Consider the following 24,908-nt stretch of genomic DNA (forward strand, 5'->3'; position numbering starts at 1 on the left):
TTTTTCGCTCATGCAGAGCGCTTGTGTACGTACGTGCACCCTGCTACTGCTATGCCTGCTGACGTGTGTCAGACACTCCGCCATCGGCTCTTCAGCCCCGCTCCTTTTCGGTAAGGACGCTCCACCCAATCGATCATCAACGGCCCCACCCAAAGTCGCGTTACCTGTCTCTCCGATCACTAAAACAAAAGCATCTCCTGTTGCATACAAACCTCTACCTCATCTCATTTACAGCGATCCCATTCGGTTTAACCTGCAGGTAAGCCGTCGGTCTGTACGGCTGGGAGAATCGGTCGAACTGGTCATTACAGCGCAGCTGCTTAACCTGTCGCCCAATTCCATGTTCTTCCTGCCCGGAGCCAATGCCTACCGGCTGAAGCTGCTGCTGCCACCGGGTTTCGAACAGACAGGTGGAGACTATGTCGACTTTATTGGCGACGAACTATCGTACCCGGCTCACCCTGTAGCCACCTATCGCATTCAGGGTCGCTTCCGCAGTATCACCGAAGGCACCTCATTCCGGCTCCTACGCGGGCATAGCCAGGCTACGGACCAGAGCCTCTTCATCGAAAAAGCCCAGCTTCACCTGAAAGCGGTTCCCGGAGAGCCCAGAGCCTCTTCATCATCCAATACCATCGACGACCAGACGCTGATGGTGATTGGTGAGCCGGAGCCCGCAGCCACAACCGCCGGCGCTCGGGCGGCTGCTCCGTCGTATCGGTCATCGCTCGAACACGCCCGCTGCGAAACCATTGGCGGCTGGGTCATTGACGCCAACAATCCCAGCCAGTCGGTCAGCCTCGATATTCATCTGAACGGGCTGAAGGTAGCCACCATCTCCGCCGACCAGCCCCGCAACGACGTCGCCAGCGCCTTCGGCAGCAGCTATAACAAATACGGATTTACCTGGACCCTGCCGGCCAGCTACAAGTCGAACGATAAGCTGATCGTGTCGGTACGCCCTACCGGCAGCACGACCGAACTGACCGACAGTCCCCGCGTTACCGAGATTTGCGTTGGTTCGGGCCAGTCGCCGATAACGACGCCCCCCAGCACGACCGTAACCACGCCACCGAGCACTACAACGGCCACCACTCCGCCCAGCACGACGGTAACGACGCCACCAACCACGACGGTAACCACCCCGCCCAGTAGCACGACCGCCACGCCCCCCAGCACGACGGTAACCACCCCGCCAACGACCACGGTAACGACGCCACCAACCACCACGGTGGTGACCCCGCCCGCCCCCAACGCCAGCTACCGCTCCTCCTTCGAGCACGCCCGTTGCGAAACCATCGGCGGCTGGGTTCTCGACGCCAACAACCCCAACCGGTCGATCAGCCTCGACGTCTACATCAACGGCACCAAAGTCGCCACCATCGCGGCTGACCGGGTACGTAGTGATGTGGCCAGCGCCTTCGGCTACGGCTACAACAAGTTTGGCTTCCTGTGGAGTATTCCCGACAGCTACAAGTCGGGCGCTCGCATGACCATTTCGGTACGGCCCGCCGGCACCAGCATCGAGCTCAACAGCAGCCCGCGCACCACCGACGTCTGCGCCGGGAGCGGTACACCCCCCGTCACCACCGAGCCGCCCACCACGACGGTAACCACCCCGCCCAGCACGACCGTAACGACGCCACCGACCACCACGGTGACGACCCCGCCCTCGCCCAACGCCAGCTACCGCTCCTCCTTCGAGCATGCCCGTTGCGAAACCATCGGCGGCTGGGTCTTCGATGCCAACAACCCCAACCAGTCGGTGAGCCTCGACGTCTACATCAACGGCACCAAAGTCGCCACCATCGCGGCTGACCGGGTGCGTAGTGATGTGGCCAGCGCCTTCGGCTACGGCTACAACAAGTTTGGCTTCCTGTGGAGTATTCCCGACAGCTACAAGTCGGGCGCTCGCATGACCATTTCGGTACGGCCCACCGGCACCAGCATCGAGCTCAACAGCAGCCCACGCACTACCGACGTCTGCGCCGGGAGCGGTACACCCCCCGTCACCACCGAGCCCCCCAGCACGACGGTAACCACCCCGCCAACGACGACCGTAACGACGCCACCAACCACCACGGTGGTGACCCCGCCCGCCCCCAACGCCAGCTACCGCTCCTCCTTCGAGCATGCCCGTTGCGAAACCATCGGCGGCTGGGTTCTCGACGCCAACAACCCCAACCGGTCGATCAGCCTCGACGTCTACATCAACGGCACCAAAGTCGCCACCATCGCGGCTGACCGGGTACGTAGTGATGTGGCCAGCGCCTTCGGTTACGGCTACAACAAGTTTGGCTTCCTGTGGAGTATTCCCGACAGCTACAAGTCGGGTGCCCGTATGACCATCTCGGTACGGCCCGCCGGCACCAGCATCGAGCTCAACAGCAGCCCACGCACCACCGACGTCTGCGCCGGGAGCGGTACACCTCCCGTCACCACCGAGCCGCCCACCACGACGGTAACCACCCCGCCAACGACCACGGTAACGACGCCACCAACCACCACGGTAACCACCCCGCCCGCCCCCAACGCCAGCTACCGCTCGTCGCTGGACCACGCCCGCTGCGAAACCGTTGGCGGCTGGATTCTGGATGCCAACAACCCCAACCAGTCGGTGAGCCTCGACATTTACATCAACGGTACCAAAGCGGCCACCATTACCGCCGATCAGCCCCGCAGCGATGTGGCCAGCGCCTTCGGCTACAGCTACAACAAGTTTGGCTTCCTGTGGACCATTCCGGCCAGTTACAAGTCGGGCGCGCAGCTGATCGTATCGGTTCGACCCACCGGCACGGACCGCAACATCACGAACAGCCCGCTCACGACGGATGTATGTTCAGGATCGGGCACTCCGCCGGTAACGTCACCCCCACCGAGCACGACCACCACGACCCCGCCGGTTACCACACCACCGATCGTGACCCCACCGCCGTCCACTGATTATCCGATCCTGGACAGTCCGCAGCCGAGCGACTTACGGCCGTTCATCCAGAACGAGCGGGTACGGGTAGCCATCGATCTGGCCGTAGGGGGCGTAGTTCGGGAAGTAACGGATCTTCAGGTTGGCGAGAACATGATCAACTGCCTCGTGAAGGACGGGAAGCGGGATACAGGACGTGACGACCAGATTGCGATCTACGGACTTCCCGATGCTAATCAGGGCTGGACAACGGGCGGCAGTCAGCTCCATGACAACATTGGCTACAACCCGGTACAGGGTGGCGACGTGCTGCTGAACCGCTCGCCTATCCTGGCCTTTGGTAAGACCAACAACATGCTGTACTGCAAAACCCGGCCGCTGCAGTGGGGCCTGAACAACATCCCGGGCGATTATATCATTGAGCAGTGGATTCAGCTTCAGGGTAACATCGTTCGCCGGCACGTTCGGATTACGGGCAACCGGCCCGAAACCGGCAGCCAGTTCTATGACCATGCCCGCCAGCAGGAATTGCCCTGTACCTATACCAGCGGCTCGTTCTACCAGTACTACGTGGTTCAGGGAACGCCTTACACCAACGCTCCGCTGGTTAAGGTAAATGACATTCCCAACCTCGATGGTAGTGGCAAAACCCTGAACCAGTACGACGATTCGATGGGCCAGATTGCCCCGCTCAACGTCGATGCCTCTGAGCCCTGGATTGCCGCCGTACGTCCGCAGGATAACCGGGGTATTGCGCTGCATACGCCGTTCTCGAACGAGTTCAAGGTCGGTCTGTTCAACAGCGTAGGCTGGGGTCCGCCAGAAGCGCTCAACGCCGGCTATATCGCCAATGGCCTGAAACTGACCCTGGACCGGAACGGCGTTTACGAATTCGACTTCAACATGGTTGTGGGTAGCCTGAACGAAATCCGGAACACGATCAACTCGCTGCCGCAAAGCGAAACCAAGCCACACTACGTGTTTGCAGGGCAGAGCAAACGGCATGGATTCTCGTACCAGAAAGGCTATGATCAGGGCTATCCTGTGGGCGACGAACTGAGCATTACCCCGAAAAACCGGCGGTTCAGCTTCACCTCACCCCGCAAAGGCTACAAAGCATCTGACATCAACCGCATCTACATCAGAATACGGGCGCGCACCAACGAAACCCAGTTTGTGCTGAAGTGGCGAAAAATTGGTCAGTCGCCCATCGAATCCGAATGGGCTGGTCAGTCGATCTCCTTCCCCATTACGGGCGACAACCAGTACCGGACCATTGCAATTCCGGTCGGTAACCACCCGCAGTGGAACGGTATTATCAATGAGTTTTCGATCAACTACGCCAACCCCAATGAAGAACCTGCCAACAACCAGCAGATCGGCATCAAGTGGATTTCGGCCGAAAACCTCGAAAACCAGTAAGACACTCTTAAAATGAGTTCGGATAAAAGCTGATTACTTTAAAGCCGTTTCAGGTCATCTGAAACGGCTTTTTCGTAGTATCACCAGCAAGTTGTATACATCAGGCTGCCATGAGGCCGTCCGTTGCCTGACCTGACTCCAGCATGGGTGCTATGGTCGTGTTCATCCGCTCCCGCACGAAGCTCTCCTGCAGATAAGCGGGCAGCTTACTGACCAGTTGCCGGTACGCGTCCACGCCCAGCGCTTTGGCAATGTACGCTTCATGAACAGCGTTGACATGGGCAACGATATTGACCAGGCTCTGGTGAAACAGCTTCACATCGATCTCGGAGTCGACAAACCGCTCGATTTCCCGGTTGGTCGACGAGATACGCAGGCGGCTCAGCATGTCGAAATAGGTGGTATACCCGATCTGCCTGGCCAGCTGCTTGTATTGCTCAACGCTGAACTTCTGCAGAATCTCACCCGTCTTCGGGCTTCGCAGCGCCGTTTTGGGATTGTTCTGGATGGCATTGCGCAGCGACTTCACCCGCTGGTCGCGGGTGGTTTTGAGAAACTGCGCCAGTTCGGCCTGGGCCGACCCCGCCCGCGACGGCAGCAGCAGGTCTGTTTTCGCCGTAACGCTGAATCGCCGGGCCATCGGCAACCGCTGAATGCGGTAATTATTGATCGGGCCAAGCGCGTAGTAGCCGATGGACGACGGGTAATAGCCACGCACGACCATGTTTCCGATCCGCTTCCGGATCAGCTCTTCGTTACTCACCTGAATGCCCTGCACCGCCAGAAAAGCCCGGGCGCTGAACAGCGCACTGTAGTAGGCCTGCGGAAACGTCCAGTGCAACGAGCTTTGCAGATACTGTTCGTCATTCACAACGGGTGTAATCCGCAGCGCATATTCGGCACTCCAGCTGTTGAGCAGCAGCTTTTCCAGTGCCTTATAGGCAGCGTCGTTCACCCGCCCATGGAACTGCCCGAAGATGGGAAACTTAGCCACATCGAACAGGTCGTTCTGGTGCTGGATATGATAATCCATGGCGAAAAAATGGTTCAGAAACACCTGTGCCGGAATAGACTTCCGCCAGTTCTCGTCGAGCGGCAAATGGCTCGCCGGAGCTGGTGCAAGCGGTGCCTGAGCGTTCTGGGAATGCATCGTCACGTTGGTTATCTGTGTCATACTTTATCAACAAAAAAGGCATTCCCGGCGTTCCTTTCCCTGCCCTAATTTTATGTATATAAATCCTATGAAAATCAGCAAGTTATATACTATTTTTTGACTTCAAAAAACCCACCCTCAACGGCATATAGAGCGGATAGACCATATTGTATTTTTGCGCGAGCGAAGGCACTTTTGCTTTGCGTTTTTACGTTGAAAGAAAACATGAAACGAATACAGCCTCTCGTTATTTACTGTTGCTTACTAGCTAGTCCGTTGTTTCCACAGACTGGCTGGGGACAAACCCCGCCCATGTCGCCCTCAACGCTTCAGGCCGTCACCTTCGAGGGTTCCGTTGTCGATGCTTCCAACCGGAAGCCGCTCAGCGGAGCTCTTATTTCAGCCACGAATCAGGCCGGCGTGAAAGGGAGTTCGCAACGAACCGGAGCCGACGGTTCGTTCAAAATCACCCTTGGCCCCCGTCAGTCTTATGTAGTAACCATTAGCGCTGATGGCTATCATCCCCTCAACGAACAACTCACGTATACGTCTATCTACGTGAACAAGCTCACCAAAGTGATCCGGCTGTATCGTACCGGGACACAACCCCCTGTTCAGGAAAAAAATGTGACGCTGGCCGATACGCGCCAGACTATGCCCTCTTCAACCACCCAATCCACAGACATACTAGCCTCAGGTACAAACACGGCTAATGCAGCGACGGTACCAGCGGCAGCGGCTCCCGTGGCTACGGCCCCTCCGGCCCGACCGACTCCTCCTCCCGCCAGCAGCCCCCGCGTCACCCCGCCCAAAACCCTCGACGCTAAAGTGGTTTACACTCCTCCGCTCGTTGTGGCTCCGGTCGGAAAAACTACGCAGCTGCGAGCTATTCAGTTTGTACAAAGCAAAGCCGAGCTGTTGCCCGACGCCCAGCCCGCACTCGACCAGCTGCTGACCTTCATGCAGGCCAATGCCACCGCCGAAATTGAGCTGGCCGGTCATACCGACAACCAGGGCGATTTTGATGAGAACCTGAAGCTCTCGAAGCAGCGGGTCGATGTGGTCAAAGAGTTTTTGGTAAAGAATGGCATAGCCGCCAATCGAATCAGCACCCGCGGCTACGGCCCAACCCGCCCCATTGCCAGCAACAACCACGAGTTCTCCCGCCAGCAGAACCGGCGCGTCGAGATGATCGTAGTCAAACAGTAGAGACGCGATCGCACCGGCCCTCGCGTCTCACCCGCGTCAGCAACAAACCATATGGCTGGGTGGTCCGTGAGGACCGGAGCGCCGACCGCACGGACCATATGTAAGAACGTAGAAACGGACCACCTACCCTTTACCGGCGGCCCAGCCACAGGCCGGATACGACCAGGGCGGTGCCAGCTACGGTGTACAGGGTGATGGGTTCGCCCAGCAGCACGTACGAATAGAGAAAGCCGAAGATCGGGCAGAGAAAGAGCCAGAGCGACGCCCGGACGGGGTCTTGCCGAACGAGGTAGAACCACAGTTGCAGAGCCGCCACCGACACCGGTATGATCAGCCAGAAGACCGACGCCCAGAACCGGGCATCGTAGTTTGAAGCGCCGAACACCGACGGGTCGAAAGCCGCGCTCAGGAGCGTGAAGGGTATCAGCAGAAAGCCCCCCAGCAACACCTGCCAGCCGTTGATGACCAGGTTGGGCAGACGCCATTCAAAACGCGCGTAATAGACCGTTGCGGCCGATACCGAGACCATACCGACCAGCAGGATCACCAGGCCCTCTACGGTAGCGTGAGCATCCTGCAGGAGCGGATACGTTGCCACCCCAACCCCAACCAGCCCCAGCATAAGGCCGGCCAGCTCGTTCGGACGCGGCATACGGCGCAGCCACAGCGCCGACAGCAGCGCAATGAACAGCGGATTGGTAGCCGTAGAAAGACTACCGATCCCGGCCGATACCTGCTTCAGTGCCAGCACAAACGCCCCCAGATAGATCGTCGTGTTCAGCAGCGCAAAAATCGTCAGCCGGCCAAACTCAGCCCGGTTGGGCCAGGCGTCGGTACGCTGTATGCCATACGCGAATAACAACATGCCGGTACCGGCAATAAAAAAGCGCACATTGGCCAGAATGAGCGGATGCACCGACAGCACCCCAAATTTGGTTGCCGCCGATGCCGACGCCCAGAGAGCCGCGAAAAGAACACCGGGGAGCAGCTGTTTCATCGGCTCCCCCCGGGTTTAGCCACTCGTCGCAGGGCTGCGTAGTTCGTATGTCTGTCTGTCACGGCAGCATCGGCGGGTTAAAATCCAATCTTACCCCGACGGCCGTTAGGCTTTTGCTCGGCCGCCCAGTCGCGCATCTCGGCGAGTTCTTTTTCGTATCCGCCCGACAGAATCGGGAAACGCATCCACGAGCGCGGGTCAAGGTTGTGGTCGTCGAGGTGGAAGCTGGGGGCGTAGCGTTCGCGTTTCCACTGGTTGCGGCTCCAGAGTTTGAAGAACCGCTCTACCCAGATCAGCAGTTTTTCGCGCTCGTGGGTACCGGCAAACTGTACTTCAACGAGCTTCAGCACATCGACGGGGGGCTGCTTGTCGCGGATGGCGGCCTGCTCGATGGCGTTCAGCACATCATACGGCATCAGGTCATCCTCGTCGGTCTGTTTCTTGTCGAGTGGTCGCAGCTCGGCGGTGGGCTGCAGGTTGTTGACAGCGCGCAGTCCTTTTACCTTGATCAGCTCATCGGCCGCAACGGGGCCAATAGCCAGGCTGGTTCGGTCGGTGGGTTCCGTCGCATTTTTGATATTCAGCCCAACGGTTTCGAGCCATACCAGCCAGCTCCGCAGAAAATGCTTGTCGATGCCGGTAATGGGCGAAATACTGCCCGCCGTATCGCCATCCATAGTAGCGTAGCCGACAGCCGCTTCGGAGCGGTTCGACGTACTGAGCAGCAGCGCATTGTTGATGTTGGCAATCATCCAGATACCCGGCGCCCGCACCCGGGCCTGAATATTCTGCAGCGCCAGATCGTCGGTATCCCACGACAGCGTGCGGCCCAGTTGCGCTTCGATCAGCCCCCGGTAGGTTTCTACCAGCCCGTTGATGTTGATCGAGAGGAAGGTAGCCCCAATGTCGTCGGCCAGTTCTTTGGCCGAGTTGAACGTATCGTCGGATGAGTTTTCGGTGCCCTGATACATGACCGTCAGCAGCTTCCCGACCATGGCCTCGGGCGTTTCACAGTCCTGCAGCGCGCGGATGTAGTCGAGTTTTTTCTTAACGCCCTCGATGCCGATGTTCTGCACGGCCATCCGAATCATCAGGAAAACGGTAGCCGCAATGGCCGACGAGTCGGCTCCGCCACTCAGCGAAAGCACGTATCCCTGCGACCGGCTCTTGCGCAGGTAGTCGAACAGGCCCAGCGCCACGGCCCGCGCGAACTCTTCTTCTTTGAGGTATCCACCCCGCTCCCAGGCTTCCAGCTCTGCTTTCTGCCTGACGGGCGCCACCTCGGGCCAGTCGAACCGGTCAGCGACGCGCAGGTTCGTCATGGCCAGGGCCAGGTTACCGCGGCTCTGCACCTGGTTGAGCCGGGTCGCATCAATATCGATCACGGCCGGTACGATGACGAAGTCGTGGTAGCTCAGCCGCGCGCCCGACACCAGCAGTTCGCCGTTGGAGGCTACCATAGCGTCGCCGTCGTAAATGACCCGCCCGGCTTCGTTCCCGAGCATGTTGGTATATATGTAGCTGACCCCAAACGCCCGGCTGGCATCGATCACGAAGCGCTCGCGGGTCTGCGATTTGAAGAAGCCAAAGTGGCTGGCCGACGGGTTCATCAGAATATCGACACCCCGTTCGTACAGCGTACGGCCGGGCCGGTTGGCAATCCAGGCATCTTCGCAGATCTCGAACGCGATACGGACGCCTGACAGGTCGAAGACCAGATCCCCGAACGGATAGGTAAAATCGCCGATCCGGGTTTCGTCGCGCAGGCCCATCTGCCAGGGCTGGAACCAGCGGGCTTCATAATGGAGACCATTGTTGGCCATGTACTGCTTGGCCGCAAACCCCAGAATCCGCTTGTTGGCCACCAGACATACGACGTCGTAAATCCGGTTGTTATGCCGCAGCGGCATACCGAGCGCTACAGCAATGTCGTTGGTATGTTCAACGATATCCAGCAATGAGGCAATGGCCTGGTCGATGGTATTCTGCGCAAAAAAGGCATCCTCGCAGCCGTAGCCGGTAATGGCCAGCTCGGGCAGGCACAGCAGGCTGACGTGCTGCCGCTGCGCTTCCTCAATGGCGTTGATGATGTTTTGCTTGTTGTGTTCCCACGCTAAGGGGGTCTGGTTCAGTACACCGGCGGCTACTTTCAGAAGTTTCATGGATACAGGGAGTGCTTATCGATCCGGCTGGCCCAACGCAGCGGGGCGCTCTCACGACAAAGATGCTGTAAGAATAACAAAAAAGGACGGCAAATGGGTTTAGGTCAGAAATCGCCATAATCGACCTGCAGGCAGGTAAGCCCCACCGTTCGGCGCCACATGTCGACAACCTGCTGGCGGTCATCGACCACAAACTCTACCCGGTACCGCCCCCGGATATGCCGATCGAACAGCTCCTGCTTGACGACGGCATCTTTCCGGTTGTCGCGCTGGGGACGCATGAACAGCTGATAGTCGGCCGTGGTCCAGCCGAAATGCCGGTTGAGCCAGTCCACGGTTTCGGCCCGGCAAACGGCGTCGCGACCGGAGAAAAACACGATGGCATAGCCCGAAGCCTGCATGGCCCTGACCAGACTGATGATGGGCCATTTGGGCGTATCGAGGCCCACCCGCTGCCAGTCGTACGGTGAGCGATCGCCTTTGTCGGCTACGGTGCCGTCGATGTCGACCAGTATGCAGCCGGGCAGATGACTCTCCTGCTCGCGTTGAAAGGCGGGCCGGCGGGTCAGGGTTTCGGACGCAAATCGGAATGTCTTTTTCAGGGTTGCCAGCTGCTCGGCCTGCTTCCGGATCACGGCCTCCCCTACCGAATCGTCCCGGTTGCGGTCGCGCCGGATACACTCGTCGAGGGGCGTATCGATGAGCCGGTACTGGATCGTGACTTCGTCTAGATGCTCAGCCAGCAGCTTCCTGAACTCATTGAAATAACTAACCTTTAGGTTGGTATTATCGACCAGCACATGCCAGCCCCGGCCCAGCCCCTCCAGAATAGCCGTCTCCTGCATGGCGCTGACAACGGTTTCGATCCGATTTTTCTCCGAATCGGGGTAGTTTTGCCAGTAGTCGGGCAACGAAACCGGCAGCAGACTACGCCGGAGATCGTCGCGGTTGACCCGCAGCCAGTTGGGGTGGTCGGCGCAGAACTGGCGGGCGTAGGTAGACTTGCCGCTGCCGCTCAGGCCGGTCAGGATCAGCACCTGTTTCATGATTGACGTTTCGACGACTTCGCCTGCCTGCCCAATGCTGCGGGCGCATCGGTCAAGCCAGGCATCGTTTCGTTCTTACTGTTTTATAAAATCGTAGGAAATCAGGCTTTTGCCGTTGGGCATCCGGTAGGTCTGGCGTCCCTCGAAACGCAGGGTCGGAGCGGTATGAGCCAGCAGGCTTTCCTCGGCCACCTCGGTAGCGATAGCGGCTACCGGCTGCAGCGTTGTTACCCCCGTGTTGCTGACCCAGCCGCTGTTGTTGCTGCGCTGGAGTACCACATTCAACAACCCACCCCGCCGGAGGGTTTGCCGGATACTGGCAAAGGCCCGCTCCAGATCGACGTATTCGAGAAACAGGTGGCAGATAATCAGCTCGGCCGAATCGGGTGGAATCGGAACGGGGTCCTGGTTGATGTCGGCCTGTATCAGCACCAGCTCGTTCAGGATGGGGTCGTAGCGCTCGTGGCAGATGGCCAGGTAAGTCGGGTTCAGGTCAACGGCATAGACCCGCCGGGCGTCGGTGAAGTGAACGAAGCCGTTTCCGGTGCAGGCGCCATAAACAGCTATCGTCTGCGGATAACGCTGCTCTATTTTCTCCTGGGTAATCTCACTCAGACAGGCCAGCTGACCAACGGTGTCGTGGCTCATATGGCGTTCATAATCATCGGCAGGAACGTCGCTCCAGGGATTCATAGGTATCGGTTTATCAGTGGCAGCTCTCCCGGCGCAGCGGTCGGTCAGGCAACCATCGGCTCGGGACGGTCCCGAAACTTGCGGCTAAAGTACGCAAACGACGCGATGACCAGTATACCGTAAACGACTGCCAGAATGTAAGCGCCCGACACGAAGAACTCCCGGTAGCTAATGCCGCCCTGCCCGAAATTTTTATACAGCAGCACCCCAACGCTACCCAGATACCCGTACCAGTCGGCCAGGGTGACGATGAAACCAACCGTGCTGACGTAGCGAAAAGCCGCTACCAGCCGCTCGAAATACAGGCCGTTGCAGGGTACGTAGCCCATGTATAAACCCAGCCCCGTCAGCAGAAACCAGGTGCCGGGGTCGAGGGTACCCACGGTGTAGAGCCAGGTGCTGACGCCCACCAGCACCCCGCCCGTCAGCATGATGCCGTTCAGCAGGGCAAACGCCCGAAAATTGTCCGTCACGCGCTGCAGCAGGGCCATGACAACCAGAATTCCCAACGCAACCAGCGTTTCCGTACGGGCAAAAACCGCCGGGTTCTCCACACCCGCATCTTTCATAATTTCGGGCCCGAAGTTGTCGCGAAAGTCGCGGAAGGCGGTCAGCAGGACATAACTGGCGATGAGCAGGGCCAGCCCGGGCCCGAACTCGCGCACGAAAGCCTGCCGTTCGGGCTGGTTCATCGGCTTTCGCTCGGTACGCAGCGCCCGATCTTCGGGCGTAGGCGGAGGCAGCAGTGTTAGCGCGTAGACCGATACGAGCATCGGCAGTACGAACAGACTCCCCGTTACGAAAGGCAGCCAGAACTCCGTTACGCCCCAGCTGGCCCGGATCGACAGCGCCACGGTTTTTACGAAGCCCGACGCGAAGATGAACGAAGCAGTGAGTCCGGCAACCAGCGCATCGGTTTGTCGGCGGCCTTCCAGAAAGCCGAGGGTGATTCCGTAGACCATACCCAGCGGCAGGCCGTTCAGGAACAGAAATACGATATTCCAGGGGGCCGGAACGAGGGCAAAGCCCAGCAGCGCCAGCAGGGCCATGCCAACCAGCAGCAGCATATTGCCAGCCCGGCGCCCTGGCGACATCTCCGATACAAACTTGATACCCAGCCCTTTGGAAGCGGCATAGCCCAGTACCTGCGCCGTAACGAGCCAGATCTTATAGTTGATCCCCGCAAAGGCCATTCCTTCGAAGGTTACCGCCGTGATACCTTTGCGAAAGGCATACATGCAGGCGTAGGTGCAGAAAGCAGCCGTGGCTCCGAAGAGCATGAACGCGGTCGGGTGGCGAAGGAATCTGGGAGTCATGAATCGTCTGTTGACTGACAATAAATGACATTTCTACCAACTAACCAACACCGACAGCCACGCGCTGCGGCCAACACCGTCGACCCCTGACCCGTGGGTCCGGTAGGCTTCGTTGGTCAGGTTCTGCAGTTCGGCGCTGACGGTCAGGAATTTCCAGCGATAGCCGCCGTTGAGGTTCAGTACCTGCCAGCCGGGAGTGCCGTTCTTACCGATGCGGTTATCATCTTTGTCGCCCTGGGCCAGCCGGGTTTGTGCCTGCGCATACAGGTACTCGGCCCGCGCCCACCAGCCAGCCCGCTGGTACGTCAGTCCGGCGCGGCCGTTGAGGGGCGGAATCCGACGAAACGGCTCGTTGGCCGTCCTGTTTTCGCCGTAGGTGTAGGTGAGTCCGCCGTACGCCAGCAGGCCCGCCCCGAACTCGTATTCAACCTCCGCTTCGAGCCCGCGGATGACTGACTCCGAGCTGTTCTGTTTCAGGTATACCGGATAGCCCTGGATGGAATCCCGCCCCGACCGGACGCGGCTGATGAAGTCGGTCAGCCGGTTGTTATACACCAGCAGGGTAGCCGCCAGCCGGCCGGTCCGTACTTTTACGCCGGCCTCGGTTGTCAGTGACCGCTCGGGGCGAAGGCTGGCATTGGGCACTTCGTACCGGAAATCGACGATGCCGAGCGTACCCAGATCATCGACGTTGGGCGCCCGGAAAGCCGACCCCACCGAAGCCACCAGCCGAACCGCTGGCACGATAGCATAGGAGGCTCCGGCCGAACCAACCAGCGCCGACGGTCGGATGGTCGCTTCGCCCAGGGTAGCCTCCGGGGTAGTGATCTGGAAGGCGTTATACCGGGCGCCCGCCGTCAGGGTCAGCCGGTCGACGGTTATCGTGTGGTTCGAAAAGATGGCCAGGCTGCTCATCGTTGCCCGATCCGGATACAGGCCCCGTTTCAGCGTGGCCGCGCCGGTTTGGGTATTCACATCCTGCCGGGTGCTGCCAACCCGGTCGTAATACCACTCGATGCCGTTCTGCATCCGCCAGTAGCGCATCGGCTGGGCGTTGGCCAGCAGGCTCAATCCGGTGGTGGTGGTCTGGTCCCGTTCGTAGACCGCCGTGGGGTTGTTGTTGCGCTGACTCTGCCGCCCTTCGATCTGCCGTTGCCACGATCCTGTCAGCTGCACCGATTGCAGAAACCGATAGTCGTAATAGCCTTCGAGCCGGGCGTAGGCCAGCTGTCGGCGCTGGGGGTTGAACTGGTAATACCGGTAATTTTCGAGCCGGACCCGATGGTAGACCGGTACGCTATCCTGTTGCAGGTTCTGGTAGGCCGCCGTGGCAATGAGCCGGTTCGACAGCTTGAACCGCCCTTTTATATCGCCCGACAGCTGGTTATAGCCCGTGGGTGACTCCCGCCCGAGGCCACGGCCCGCTACCAGATCGCCAAACTTCCGGTACGCCAACCCGCCCCTGATGGCTACCGACGGGGTCGAAACCCCCAGTTCGGCCCGGCCGCTGTATTCCATATCCTGCGTCATGGCCTTTCCGAAGAAACTGCCCGTTACGGCCGGGCGGTCGGCAAACTGCGGGGTTTTGGTCAGCACGTTTACGACCCCGCCGATGGCATCGGAGCCATAGGCAACCGACCCGCTGCTCCTCAGAATTTCGATCTGCCCCACGCTCTGAGGGTCGATGGTATTCAGGTACTGGTTAGGCCCGGAGCGGAAGGTAGCGTTGTTGAGTCGGATGCCGTCAATCAGCAGCAGCGTCTGCTGGCCAGTCAGCCCACGAACAAAGGGCGAGCCGCCCCCGTGGTTGGTCTTCTGCAGGAATACGCCGGTTGCGCCAACCAGGGCTTCGGGTACGGTCCGGGGCGAGCGCTGCCGCAGGTCGCGGGGGGTAATCAGCGTGGTTACTTCAGGGCGCTCAAAATCAACGGATTCGCTGCGTTGCGGAGTAGAAACCAGCTGCTGATTCAGCTGAATTACGCTCGGGGTTGCGTAGACCAGTATCTTCCAGTCGGCCCGGCTGTCTATCGTCACCGTCGAGTCGGTTAGCCGGTAGCCAACCGAGCTTACCCGTATGGTATACTGGCCTTTGGACAGGTTGTAGAAATTGAAGTATCCCCGGCTATCAGTAGTTGTGCCCCGGGTAGTCGGGATGAGTTGCACGGTCATTCCCTGAAGCGGCAAACTGGTTCGGGCATCACGTACCATCCCGCTCAGGGTCTGGCCAAAGGTTTGCTGAAGCAGCAGGAGACTGCCAAGCAGGGTGTACAGTTTGTGCATGATGTTTCAGGTTGATCAGCACATAAGATACTGACTACAGGAGCCAGCCAACGAAAAATGTGCCTACTTCTTAGTTAACGTTGATTTTTAGACTGTTCTCGTTCGTCAATGACGCGGTTGTTACCAATAGTCACTCTGGTTAACGGCCTTCCGTTTGCTGCCGGTAATGATCGGCGCGTTGGTCGGCGCGGTCGTCCATCTCGGGGCCGCGCTGGATTTTACGCCAGTCGAAGTTTTTTTTGTAGGGCTTCATGGCCTCCTGCGGGTCGAAGATGCGGGCGTCGGGCAGGACGGCCGTATAGGGGCGCAGGTCGGGTTTGTCGGTAAAGAAGTCCTGGAGCAGCGAGGCCGTAGCGTCGTACTGATTGACGTAGGGCACGCTGAGCAGGTTGTAGATCATCTTGAGGATCGACCCGAAGTTGGCGTGCGTGTGCGATACATAACCCCGTTTCACGTACGGACCGGCCAGCATCAGCAGCGAGCGGTGGGCATCGATATGATCAACACCTCCCTGCGGATCATCTTCGGTCACGATCACCAGCATATTTTTCCAATAGGGCGTCCGCGAGAGGAAGTGCAGCATACGCCCCAGCGCCAGGTCGTTATCGGCCATGTACGAGTGCAGATACGGATAGCCTTCGTCCGGACGGGGACCGGACCCGTGGTCATTGGGCAGCATGACCGTGAGCAGTTGCGGCAGGGGCGCCCGTTTTTTACCGAGCCACTTCGCCGTGAACTCCCGTTCGAACTGATCCATCCGAAACTGATCGGGGATGTTGGTGTTATAGCCCGCAAAATTTCGGGAGGTATGTCGAAAAGCGGCCGCTGGCATCGGAAACACGACCGGATGAGCCGCGCCGAAGAGGGTATCGAACTGCTCTTCGTAGTTGCCGGCGTATTCGTTGACCTGACCAAAGTTATAAAACGAGACCTTACTGCGTTCCAGCGCTTCCCACAGCCCGCCAATCTCGTTGTAATCTTCAGGATCGATGGCCCCCGACGACTTCGGGAACCGCCGACCGGGCGCTTTCGAGAACGGGTCGAACCGGCCGGCCGAGGCTGCATTGGCCTCTACCCACTCGTTCGGAATGGTGCCCATCATCCAGTGGTGGCCGTGAATGCTGGCGTCAGAATCGCAGTAGAAGTTGTCGGAGAACCCGAACTGGCTGGCCAGCCGGGCGTGGTTCGGCATAATGTCGGCACTCGTGATCCGTACCGAATCACCCGGCTGATCGGTGGTACGACCGCTGTTACCCCGCGTGGTGGTTATACGTGACCGTACGGTTACGCCCGTACCGAAACGAGCCAGGGTCGAGTCGCCTTTCCCGGCCCGGAGCTGGCCCAGCACCTCATCGTACGTTCGGTTTTCTTTGGTGATGTAGACGATGTGTTTGATCGGTGAGGGCCGCGTTCTGGGCAGCACGGGCAGCGGATTACGCCCCGGATCAGCTACGGCCACGGTCTGGTAGGTGTTGGCCAGTACCTGCCGGGTCAGGGCGGGCAGGTCGGCCCGCAGGTCTATAGCCTGGAACGTGCCCAGCTGGATATCGCCGATATACGTACCCTGCGGTGGTTTCACGAAGCCTGCGCCCCCATTGGGCCCGGCTCCGTAGCCGCGCGCCGACGTAACATACAGCGTTTTTTCGTCGGGCGACAGCGCCACTCGGGTGGGTCCCCAGCCGGTCGGAATCAGCCCCCGGACCGTGCGGGTCGGCAGATCGACAACGGCCACGGCATTGAACGCCAACAGGGCTACGTACAGTGTTTTTTCATCGTTGGTCAGCGTCAGGCCAAAGGGCATCAGGCCCCGATACCGATCCAGTTTCGGGTCGACCCGGAGCGAAATCGTACCAGCCAGCTTACGCGATCGGTGGTCGATGATCGAGATATTGTCGTTGGTAGCGTTGGAGACATAGGCGTAGCGGCTGCCCACCACCACCGAGTTGGGCGACGACCCACCAACTACCTCCGCTTCTTCGATCATCCGGGCGCCGGTTCGCTCCCCAATCTGCAGACCGGTTTTGAGTTTGGCCGTTACGCGGTTGGTGGCCAGATCGATCAGCCAGACGCTCATGGCCTCGTCGGCCAGCGGACTACCCAGGCCCGGTATACGCCGGCCATCCCGCTCAACCCCTTCCCTTGATTCTTTGGTATGCGCCCCATAGGCCGGAAACTGGAGCATCATGGTGTCTTTATTAGTGGGGGTTACGCCCGGCACCAGCGGGTACGCATACAGCCCCACGTTGGCCACAAATGCCTGCTTCCGGTCGGGGGTCAGCGCCAGCCCGAACGGTTGCCGCCCCGTTGGGATCGAGGCTGTAATTCGTTTCGTGGCCAGGTCGATGCGCACCAGCCGGAAGTTGGCCCGGTCTAGTGCCAGCAGCTCACGACCGTTGAGCAGCAGGTCCGACGTAAAACTATCGGTATAGCCATTGCCGTTGAGGTCGATGCTATCGGTTGTCCGAAGGGTTTCGGTGTCGAAGATGATGACGCGGCCTTTGTCTCCGTTACTCAGGTAAGCCGTTTTATGATCCGGTGCCAACGCTACGCCGAGGAAGGTAGCTCCCTGTACCGGCGACGGAATCGTGCCGGCATAGTCGGGCACCCGGACGGTGGCCAGGGTTGCCGTGTTGATGACCGTCAGCACGCCGTCGTGCAGCGTCAGGGCTTTGGTCCCATCGGGCGAGAGCGTCAGCCCGAATGGGTCATTCGTTATCCGGATCGTCTGTCCCGCCGGGGTTACGTACCGGCCACTCGGCAACACGGCCCGGCCCGCCAGCCGGTTGCGGCCGGTATCGATCCGGCAGTAGTCGGCCCGGCCTGGTACCTGTAAAGTCCTATAGGTTTTCTGGCCAAAGGCCGACCCGGCGAGCAGCGCCAGGCCAGTCAGTAGATATAACTTCATAAAGTAAGGCGGTTAGACGGACGAAAAACGGATTACAGACCGGCTATCAGGCAGACAAAGCCAGGTAATAGGCAACATCGGGTGTGGGTAAGCCCGGAATTTTCGCCTGCTCGTCCCACCGGCGCAGTTGCAGGATCTCGGCAAAATAGGGATGCTGTTCAAAGTGGGCGGCTTCGTCGGCGGTCATCGGTCCACCCTGAAACTCAAGCGTCCGCAAACTCGCGTCCGACAGCTGAGCGAAGTACTCAGGGTTCTTTGCAACCAGATACCGCTTGGCGTTGACGTGATGCTCGATCAGCGCGGCTACTTTCTCCGAGTAGCCGCGCTGCCGCAGGAAATCGGCCCCCAGCCGCTCGTGGTCAACCGTGCCGTAGCCATCCATGTAGCCTTCGGCCGCGTCGGCAGGCAGCAAATGGCCAATATCGTGTAGAAAAGCCGCCTGCACCGTTTCCCGATCGGCCCCGGCCTGTTCGGCCAGTAGCGCCGTCTGCAACGCATGTTCCAGCTGCGTAACCGGCTCCCCGTAATACGCATCCTGCCCCCCCTGGGCAAACAAATCGAGTATTGTAGTCATAAGTGAGTGGTGAATGATGAGTGATGAACGATGAGTGATGAGCGATGAGTGTATTTCCGTTCCCGTATTGCATCATTCATCATTCCCCGTGGTCCGTGAGGACACGGACCACGGGGACGGAGTAGTCAGTGAGGATCGGAGCGACGACTGCACAGACCACGGGGACGGGCGCTGGCGCATCGTTTATCATTCATCGCTCATCATTCATCACTCATCACTATTTATTGTTGTACGTCAGATACGTTCGTTCTATGGTGCCGTCGTCGTAGAGGTCAAATAAGGCGTAGCCGGCTTTAGTCTGGTGGTAGGTGTCGCTGGTCCACCAGTTGCCGCTGACGGCCCCGTTGCAGAAGTAGGTTACGTTGTTGTACTCGACCCGGTCGAGCAGGTGCATGTGTCCGCTCAGGCAAGCCTTTACGTTAGGGTGCTGGTAGAACAGCGCAATCAGATCAACGGCGTCGGTATGATCCCAGCTACCGGGTATCTGCCAGTTGCCATTTTTGACGTTGGCTTTGTCGTAAAAGACCGTTGCCGACACAATCGGGATGTGCGACAACAGCAGCACCGGGGTTTTCGGATCGGTGCGGGCCAGATCGTTTTTGAGCCAGTCCATCTGTTCGGCGTCGATATGGGCCGTATACCACTTGCCCTCGGGGGTGGTCTGTACGCTGTCGAGGATGATAAAGTGCCAGCCGTTTTTGTCGAACGAGCGGTAGCGGTTGCTGATGCCCATCTGCTCAACGGCCCATTTTTTCCCGTAGAGCGGGTCCGCTTTGGCTCCTTCGTACCCCCAGACGTCGTGATTGCCGATGCAGTATTCGATCGGCAGCGAGCTGTTGCCCTTGACGACGGTATGCCAGGCGTCCCACTGCTTTTGCACCTGGCTGCGGTCCTGCCCCAGTGCATCCATGATCGTATCGCCCCCGTGGAGAATAAAAGCGGGTTTATCGGCCTGGTCCTGCGCGTGGTGCAGACAGCGGGCAACGGACGCCATCGGTTTACTGTCGGCGGTGATGTGCGTATCGCCCAGGTACGCGAACCGAACGGATCGTTTACGGACAGCGCTGGCAACAAGGGGCAAATCCGGCGCAACGAGTGGCAGCAGGCCGGCGGTTTTGAGGAGTGAACGACGATTCATAAAAAAAGGGGATCGAACAAATGACTGCATCGGCACTGAGTATGAACCCAATACCGATGCAGTTTAGCCAGTTTCGCGGGCGATTGCAACAGTCCGAAGCTGTACTTCCCGTAAAGTAAGGGGCGTCGGCCTACTTGTCCCACCAGACGGCCGTGTTCAGATCGTCGGTTCCCTGACGGGTTACCGCTTCGGCCCGATTCTTACCGTTCAGCGCCTGCTCCGACTGCGGGTACGGGTAGCGCACCGGTACCCGGTTGCCGTTGAGGTTATCGGGCCCCGGCGTAACGGTAGGAATGCCCGTCCGGCGCCAGTCGAACCAGCCCTCAAGTCCGTTGAACAGCAGCGCCACCCACTTCTGGGTCCCGATTTTTTCCAGCTTCTGCTGGGTAGTCCCCGTATAGGCCACCCCCGCCTGGGTGAAATAGTCGGCCGCGGGGGTTACGTTGATGCCGTACTCGGCCGGTACGATCGCCTTGTAGTAGTCCATATTGGCGCGGATACCATTCAGGTAGTACGTTTCGGCACTACCCGTCGAGATCAGATTTTTCTCCCGGGCTTCGGCCAGCAGGAACTGCACCTCGGCATACGTCATCACCAGTCCACGCGCCACGTTAGGTACCGGCGCGGGCGAGCTGCAGACGAGGCAGGCAAACGGCAGCCCCACCCGCGAAACACCCTGCGGGCCACCGTTGTAGTTCAGCGCCGGCGTATCGCCCAGTCCGTTGGGTACGCCTACGTATTCGACCTTACCCGCCGACGAGGGCCGCTCGACCGGCCGGGCAAAGACCGGCAGCCGCGGATCGTTGATAGCCAGGAGTCGGTCGACCAGCGACTTGCTGGCCCGGAACTCATCGAACGAGCCTACCCGCGAGCCGTAGAGCGGCCACTGGTTCGGAGCCGTAGCCTGATAGGTCAGGGCTGCGTTGTCGGCGTTCGATTCCATAATCGGGAATTTGGCCCGGTCGGCAACGATGGCCTGCAGGTCGGCCGCGACGTTCCGCTTACCGGAAATCCGCATCAACGCCCGTAGCCGGAGCGAGTTGGCCAGTTTTTTCCAGCGGGCAATAGACCCGGCCCCACCGCCAAACAGTATGTCGCCGGCCAGCACTTCGTTACTAGTACCGAGCAGGTCGTTCGCTTTGGCCAGATCGGCCAGAATACCGGTGTATACGGCTTCCTGCGTATCGTACTTCGGCGCGTAAACACCGCCCGACTTGGCCTGGGTCGCTTCCGTATACGGAATATCACCATAGGCATCGGTTGCCAGCGTGAACAGCCACGACTTCCAGATCAGCGCCACCCCGAGGTAGTTGTTCTGACCAGCCGCGGTAGCCAGATCGATGATGTTCTGAACGTTGCGCATATTACCGTAGACACTGTTCCAGACGCCGTTGCGCTCACCCCAGAGGTAGCGATCTTCGTTTACGAACTGAATCTTGGCCGTATGCTGCACAACGATGTTGCCAATGCCCCAGGCCTCACCGACCTGGTCGTTGATCGTATTTCGCAGCACACCCGCCAGCAGCAGATCCGGCGATACCTGCGTCGGGACGTTCGGGTTGGTATTGACCTCCTCAAACTCGTTGTCGCAGGCAGTAGCGATCAACAGAGCCAGGCCAAAAACGATTGATTTAAGCACTTTCATAGCTTTTGAATATCGATGGTAGTGATTGACGATCAGCAAACCGCCAACGACTATGATGATAGAATGGACAGAGACGGTTAGAGTTTCAGCCCCAGGTTGAACCCGAAACTGCGGCTCGACGGAATGGCCATGTATTCGATACCGGGCAGGGCCGTGCCGCCCGAATACGACAGGGTTTCGGGATCGACATGCGGCACTTTGGACCACACGGCCAGGTTACGACCAACCAGCGTAAACGTTACCCCCCGCAGCGGCACCCGACCCCAGATTCGATCAGGAATGCTGAAGCCCAGCTGTACTTCGCGGAGCTTGGCGAACGAAGCGTCGTACATGACCCCTTCGGCAATGTTGCGCCCGCCGGTCCAGGCCGTGTGCCACTGCCGCGAGTTCAGCTTCACGTCGTTCGGAGCAAAGGTGGTTGACCCATCGGCATTGGTAACGATTTTGGCGCCCTGCCCAATGACGCCGTTGCCGGGCAGGCTCAGGTCATAGCCATTGGCGCGGCCTTCCAGGGTCTCGATGATGATACCGCCCTCACGACCCACGGTCTGGGTCTCGGAATACAGTTTACCACCCTGGCGGATGTCGAACAGGAAGCTCAGCCGCAGGTTCCGGTAGCTCAGGCTATTGTTGATGCCCAGCAGAAAATCAGGGTTGTAGTTACCCAGCTTGATGCGTTCGGTGGTAGCCACCGGCCGCCCGTCGCGGTAGACCATCTGCCCCACGTACTGGCCCGATGCGTCGTAGTACGGCTTCGTTGGGTCGCTGTTCTGCACCCGGGCAAACCCGATTCCGTACATATCGCCCATGCGCTCACCCACGCGGGCTTCGATGCTGACCCGGCGGCTGGCCATCACGAAGTTCTGAATATTGTCAGAGAGCGAGATAACCTTGCTGCGGTTGGCCGAGAAGTTGAAATCGACACCCCAGCGCAGGCTGTTAGGCAGCTCGACCGGCACCAGGTTCAGCGCCACCTCTACCCCACTGTTGCGGATCAGACCGGCGTTGATAGCCCGGCTGTTGTAGCCACTGGTGATCGATAGCGGAATGTTCAGAATCTGGTTGCGGGTGTTGGTCAGGTAATACGACACATCCAGCCCCACCCGGCGTTTGAATAGTTTCAGTTCCACACCACCTTCGAACGAGTTGCTGATTTCGGGTTTGAGGTTGAAGTTGGCCAGGCGGTCGGTTTCGCCGTATACCTGGCTGTTGCCGAACGGGTCGCTGGGGTTGTACGCCTGGGTAAAGGTGAATGGGTCCGTGTCATTACCTACCGATGCGTAGTTGACGCGGGCCTTCAGGAAGGAGATCGACTGCGGCAGGGCAATCATCTCGCTCAACACGGCGCTGAGCGCAGCGGAGGGGTAAAAGTAAGAGTTGTCCTGAGTACCCAGCGCCCGGGCATACTCGGGCAGCGTCAGCGCGCTCGACCAGTCGTTGCGGGCCGTCAGCTCGAGGAACAGGTAATTCCGGAACGCCAGCTGGGCCGACCCGTAGAGCGAGTTTACCCGCTTGCCAACCAGGCTCTGCGCCACCTGCAGTGGCACCCGCGAGTTGGTCAGGTTGTAGATACCGGGAATATTCAGCTGACCGGCATTGCTCTCCAGGAAATCCGATTTCTGCCGCAGCTGGTTGCCGCCAAACGTACCCGACAGGGTCCAGTCGGCATTGAACTCTTTGTTGGCCGTAAACAGAAAGTCGGTGTTGCGTTCTTCGGTAATGATGCGCGAATCGCGGTACTGTCCAAACGGGAACCGCTGGGTGCTGAACGCCCGCCGGTATTCGCGTTTTTCGCTGCTGTAGTCGATGGCCGTACGGCCCTGAACGCTCAGCCAGGGGGTCAGATCGTACTTCAGCGAGGCATTGCCGATCACGCGGTCATACAGTTGTCCATTCGTATTTTCGTAAACCGTTAGGTAGGGGTTGTCATGGTAGTTGTAGTTCCAGCTGAACTGCCGGGTTCCTTCGAGACCGCGCATCCAGAGGTCCTTCATCGGCTCGAGCTGCACCGAGGGCGGCAGCCAGCAGTTGAAGAGATACATGATACTTTCGGTACCGTAGCTGATCGATGGGCGGTTGCCGCTTTCGCCCTTGATGTAGCTGACGAACGCATTGGCCGAAAATTTGGGGGTGAAGTTGTAGCCCCCGCTCAGCGAGGTCGTGTAGCGTTTCAGATCGGTGTTTGGCACGATACCGGTCTGGTTCAGGAGCGTGTGCGCCAGCCGGAAATTGCCGGATTCATTACTACCCGTCACGGCTACGTTGGTCGTGTTGGTATGGCCCGTCTGCAGAAACTTCTTTAGGTTATCGGTTTCGGGTACCCAGGCCGTGGGCGTGATGACGCTGCCCGCCGGTGCGTTCAGGTCGCCCCCCCGGAACGGAATGGGCTGGCCGTTGAGCGTGCGGGGTGAGTTGTACTGAGGATAGCTTTTGTTGAGCGAGAAGGCAGGCCCCCAGGCTTCGTCGGTTCCGTCGGTCAGGCCGGCTCCGCCCCCGTTGACAAAGGCGAAGTCGCCCCCGTTGGCGTTCCCCTGTCCGTATACGTTCTGGTATTCGGGCAGCACGAGGGGTGTTTCGAAGGTCTGGTTCGTGTTAATCTCGACCCCGATGCCTTTACTGCCGCGGCCTGATTTGGTCTTGATCACAATTACCCCGTTGGCCGCCCGCGCGCCGTAGAGCGCCGACGCAGCCGCTCCCTTCAGCACGTTGATCGACTCGATGTCGTCGGGATTGACGAAGCTGGCGCCGTTGCCGAAGTCTACTTCGAGGTTGTTACGGCCCGACCCGCTGGTGAGCCCGTTCGAGATCGGCACCCCATCAATGACGTACAGCGGCTGGTTTTTGTTGAGATCGACCGAGCGCTCGCCCCGGATCGTGACCCGCGCCGAGCCGCCAATGCCCGATGGGCTACCCACTACCGTAACCCCCGCCACTTTACCGGCCAGCTGGTTGGTCACGTTGGTTTCGCGGGCTATAGTCAGCGCACTGCCCTGAATCTCCTGAGTGGCATAACCCAGGGCTTTCTTTTCACGCTGGATACCGAGGGCCGTTACTACCACTTCGCCAAGCGTCTGGGCATCGCCCTTCAGCGATACATCGACCGTTGACCGGTTACCGACCGCCACCTCCTGCGATTCGTAGCCGATGAACGAAAACGTCAGCGTACGGTTAGGACCCGGCACCGTGAGGGTGTACCGCCCGTCGGCTCCGGTGGTGGTGCCCGTCGTGGTGCCTTTTATGACAATCGATACCCCCGGCAGTGGCTGGTTGTCATCGGCCGAGCTGACCCGCCCGGTAATGGATTGTGCGGTAGCCGCCAGCCCCGACAGCAGACAAAAAAAGAACGCCACCCAGAGTGGGCGCAAACCGGGCAACGGGGGCGTTAAAGAAGGTAAACAGGTTGATTTCATACATGTGCAGGTTAGTCTCGAGTAAGTACCAGCCG

At 59.3% G+C, this 24,908-nt stretch carries 14 protein-coding genes; 2 read left to right on the top strand and 12 right to left on the bottom strand.

Annotated elements, in window-relative coordinates:
* Positions 1-340 precede the first annotated feature (340 nt).
* The gene (locus EQG79_RS30905; RefSeq protein WP_165358803.1) at positions 341-4,345 is read left to right on the top strand and encodes a hypothetical protein; all 4,005 of its coding nucleotides are present in this window, start codon (positions 341-343) and stop codon (positions 4,343-4,345) included.
* A 100-nt stretch (positions 4,346-4,445) separates the two neighbouring features.
* Here EQG79_RS30905 and EQG79_RS02475 read toward each other — a convergent pair whose 3' ends face one another.
* Positions 4,446-5,519, bottom strand: a complete 1,074-nt coding sequence (locus EQG79_RS02475; protein ID WP_170315639.1) for a hypothetical protein — start codon at positions 5,517-5,519, stop codon at positions 4,446-4,448.
* Between the two features lie 291 nt (positions 5,520-5,810).
* Between EQG79_RS02475 and EQG79_RS02480 the strand changes: the two genes are divergently transcribed.
* Entirely contained in the window at positions 5,811-6,707 is an 897-nt protein-coding gene (locus tag EQG79_RS02480) for an OmpA family protein (RefSeq protein ID WP_240699253.1), read from the top strand.
* Between the two features lie 130 nt (positions 6,708-6,837).
* Here the strand turns inward: EQG79_RS02480 and EQG79_RS02485 are convergent, their stop codons facing one another.
* From EQG79_RS02485 to EQG79_RS02535, 11 genes are all read right to left on the bottom strand, one after another.
* Entirely contained in the window at positions 6,838-7,704 is an 867-nt protein-coding gene (locus tag EQG79_RS02485) for a DMT family transporter (RefSeq protein ID WP_077920118.1), read from the bottom strand.
* A 77-nt stretch (positions 7,705-7,781) separates the two neighbouring features.
* Positions 7,782-9,866, bottom strand: a complete 2,085-nt coding sequence (nadE, locus tag EQG79_RS02490) for an NAD(+) synthase (protein ID WP_077920119.1) — start codon at positions 9,864-9,866, stop codon at positions 7,782-7,784.
* A gap of 104 nt (positions 9,867-9,970) precedes the next feature.
* Positions 9,971-10,912, bottom strand: coding sequence for a phosphatase domain-containing protein (locus EQG79_RS02495; protein WP_129599716.1), 942 nt, complete (start codon positions 10,910-10,912; stop codon positions 9,971-9,973).
* Between the two features lie 75 nt (positions 10,913-10,987).
* Entirely contained in the window at positions 10,988-11,605 is a 618-nt protein-coding gene (locus EQG79_RS02500) for a class I SAM-dependent methyltransferase (protein WP_129599718.1), read from the bottom strand.
* Between the two features lie 44 nt (positions 11,606-11,649).
* Positions 11,650-12,921: a DUF5690 family protein gene (locus tag EQG79_RS02505; RefSeq protein WP_129599720.1), complete on the bottom strand. Its 1,272-nt coding sequence runs from the start codon at positions 12,919-12,921 to the stop codon at positions 11,650-11,652.
* Positions 12,922-12,954: 33 nt separating this feature from the next.
* Positions 12,955-15,201 (bottom strand): TonB-dependent receptor, encoded by a 2,247-nt coding sequence (locus tag EQG79_RS02510; RefSeq protein ID WP_129599722.1) that lies wholly within the window; start codon positions 15,199-15,201, stop codon positions 12,955-12,957.
* Positions 15,202-15,340: 139 nt separating this feature from the next.
* Positions 15,341-18,106: a phosphoesterase gene (locus EQG79_RS02515; RefSeq protein ID WP_129599724.1), complete on the bottom strand. Its 2,766-nt coding sequence runs from the start codon at positions 18,104-18,106 to the stop codon at positions 15,341-15,343.
* A gap of 46 nt (positions 18,107-18,152) precedes the next feature.
* A complete protein-coding gene (locus tag EQG79_RS02520) occupies positions 18,153-18,680 on the bottom strand; it encodes a phosphonate degradation HD-domain oxygenase (RefSeq protein WP_129599726.1) in 528 nt (175 codons plus the stop codon).
* A 217-nt stretch (positions 18,681-18,897) separates the two neighbouring features.
* Positions 18,898-19,818 carry a metallophosphoesterase family protein gene (locus tag EQG79_RS02525; RefSeq protein WP_129599728.1) on the bottom strand — a complete coding sequence of 307 codons (921 nt, stop codon included), beginning with the start codon at positions 19,816-19,818 and terminating at the stop codon, positions 18,898-18,900.
* 130 nt (positions 19,819-19,948) lie between these two features.
* Positions 19,949-21,463, bottom strand: coding sequence for a SusD/RagB family nutrient-binding outer membrane lipoprotein (locus EQG79_RS02530; RefSeq protein ID WP_129599730.1), 1,515 nt, complete (start codon positions 21,461-21,463; stop codon positions 19,949-19,951).
* Between the two features lie 77 nt (positions 21,464-21,540).
* A complete protein-coding gene (locus EQG79_RS02535) occupies positions 21,541-24,873 on the bottom strand; it encodes a SusC/RagA family TonB-linked outer membrane protein (protein WP_129599731.1) in 3,333 nt (1,110 codons plus the stop codon).
* Positions 24,874-24,908 lie beyond the last annotated feature (35 nt).

The sequence above is a fragment of the Spirosoma sordidisoli genome (assembly GCF_004138325.1).
Classification (GTDB): Bacteria; Bacteroidota; Bacteroidia; order Cytophagales; family Spirosomataceae; genus Spirosoma; species Spirosoma sordidisoli.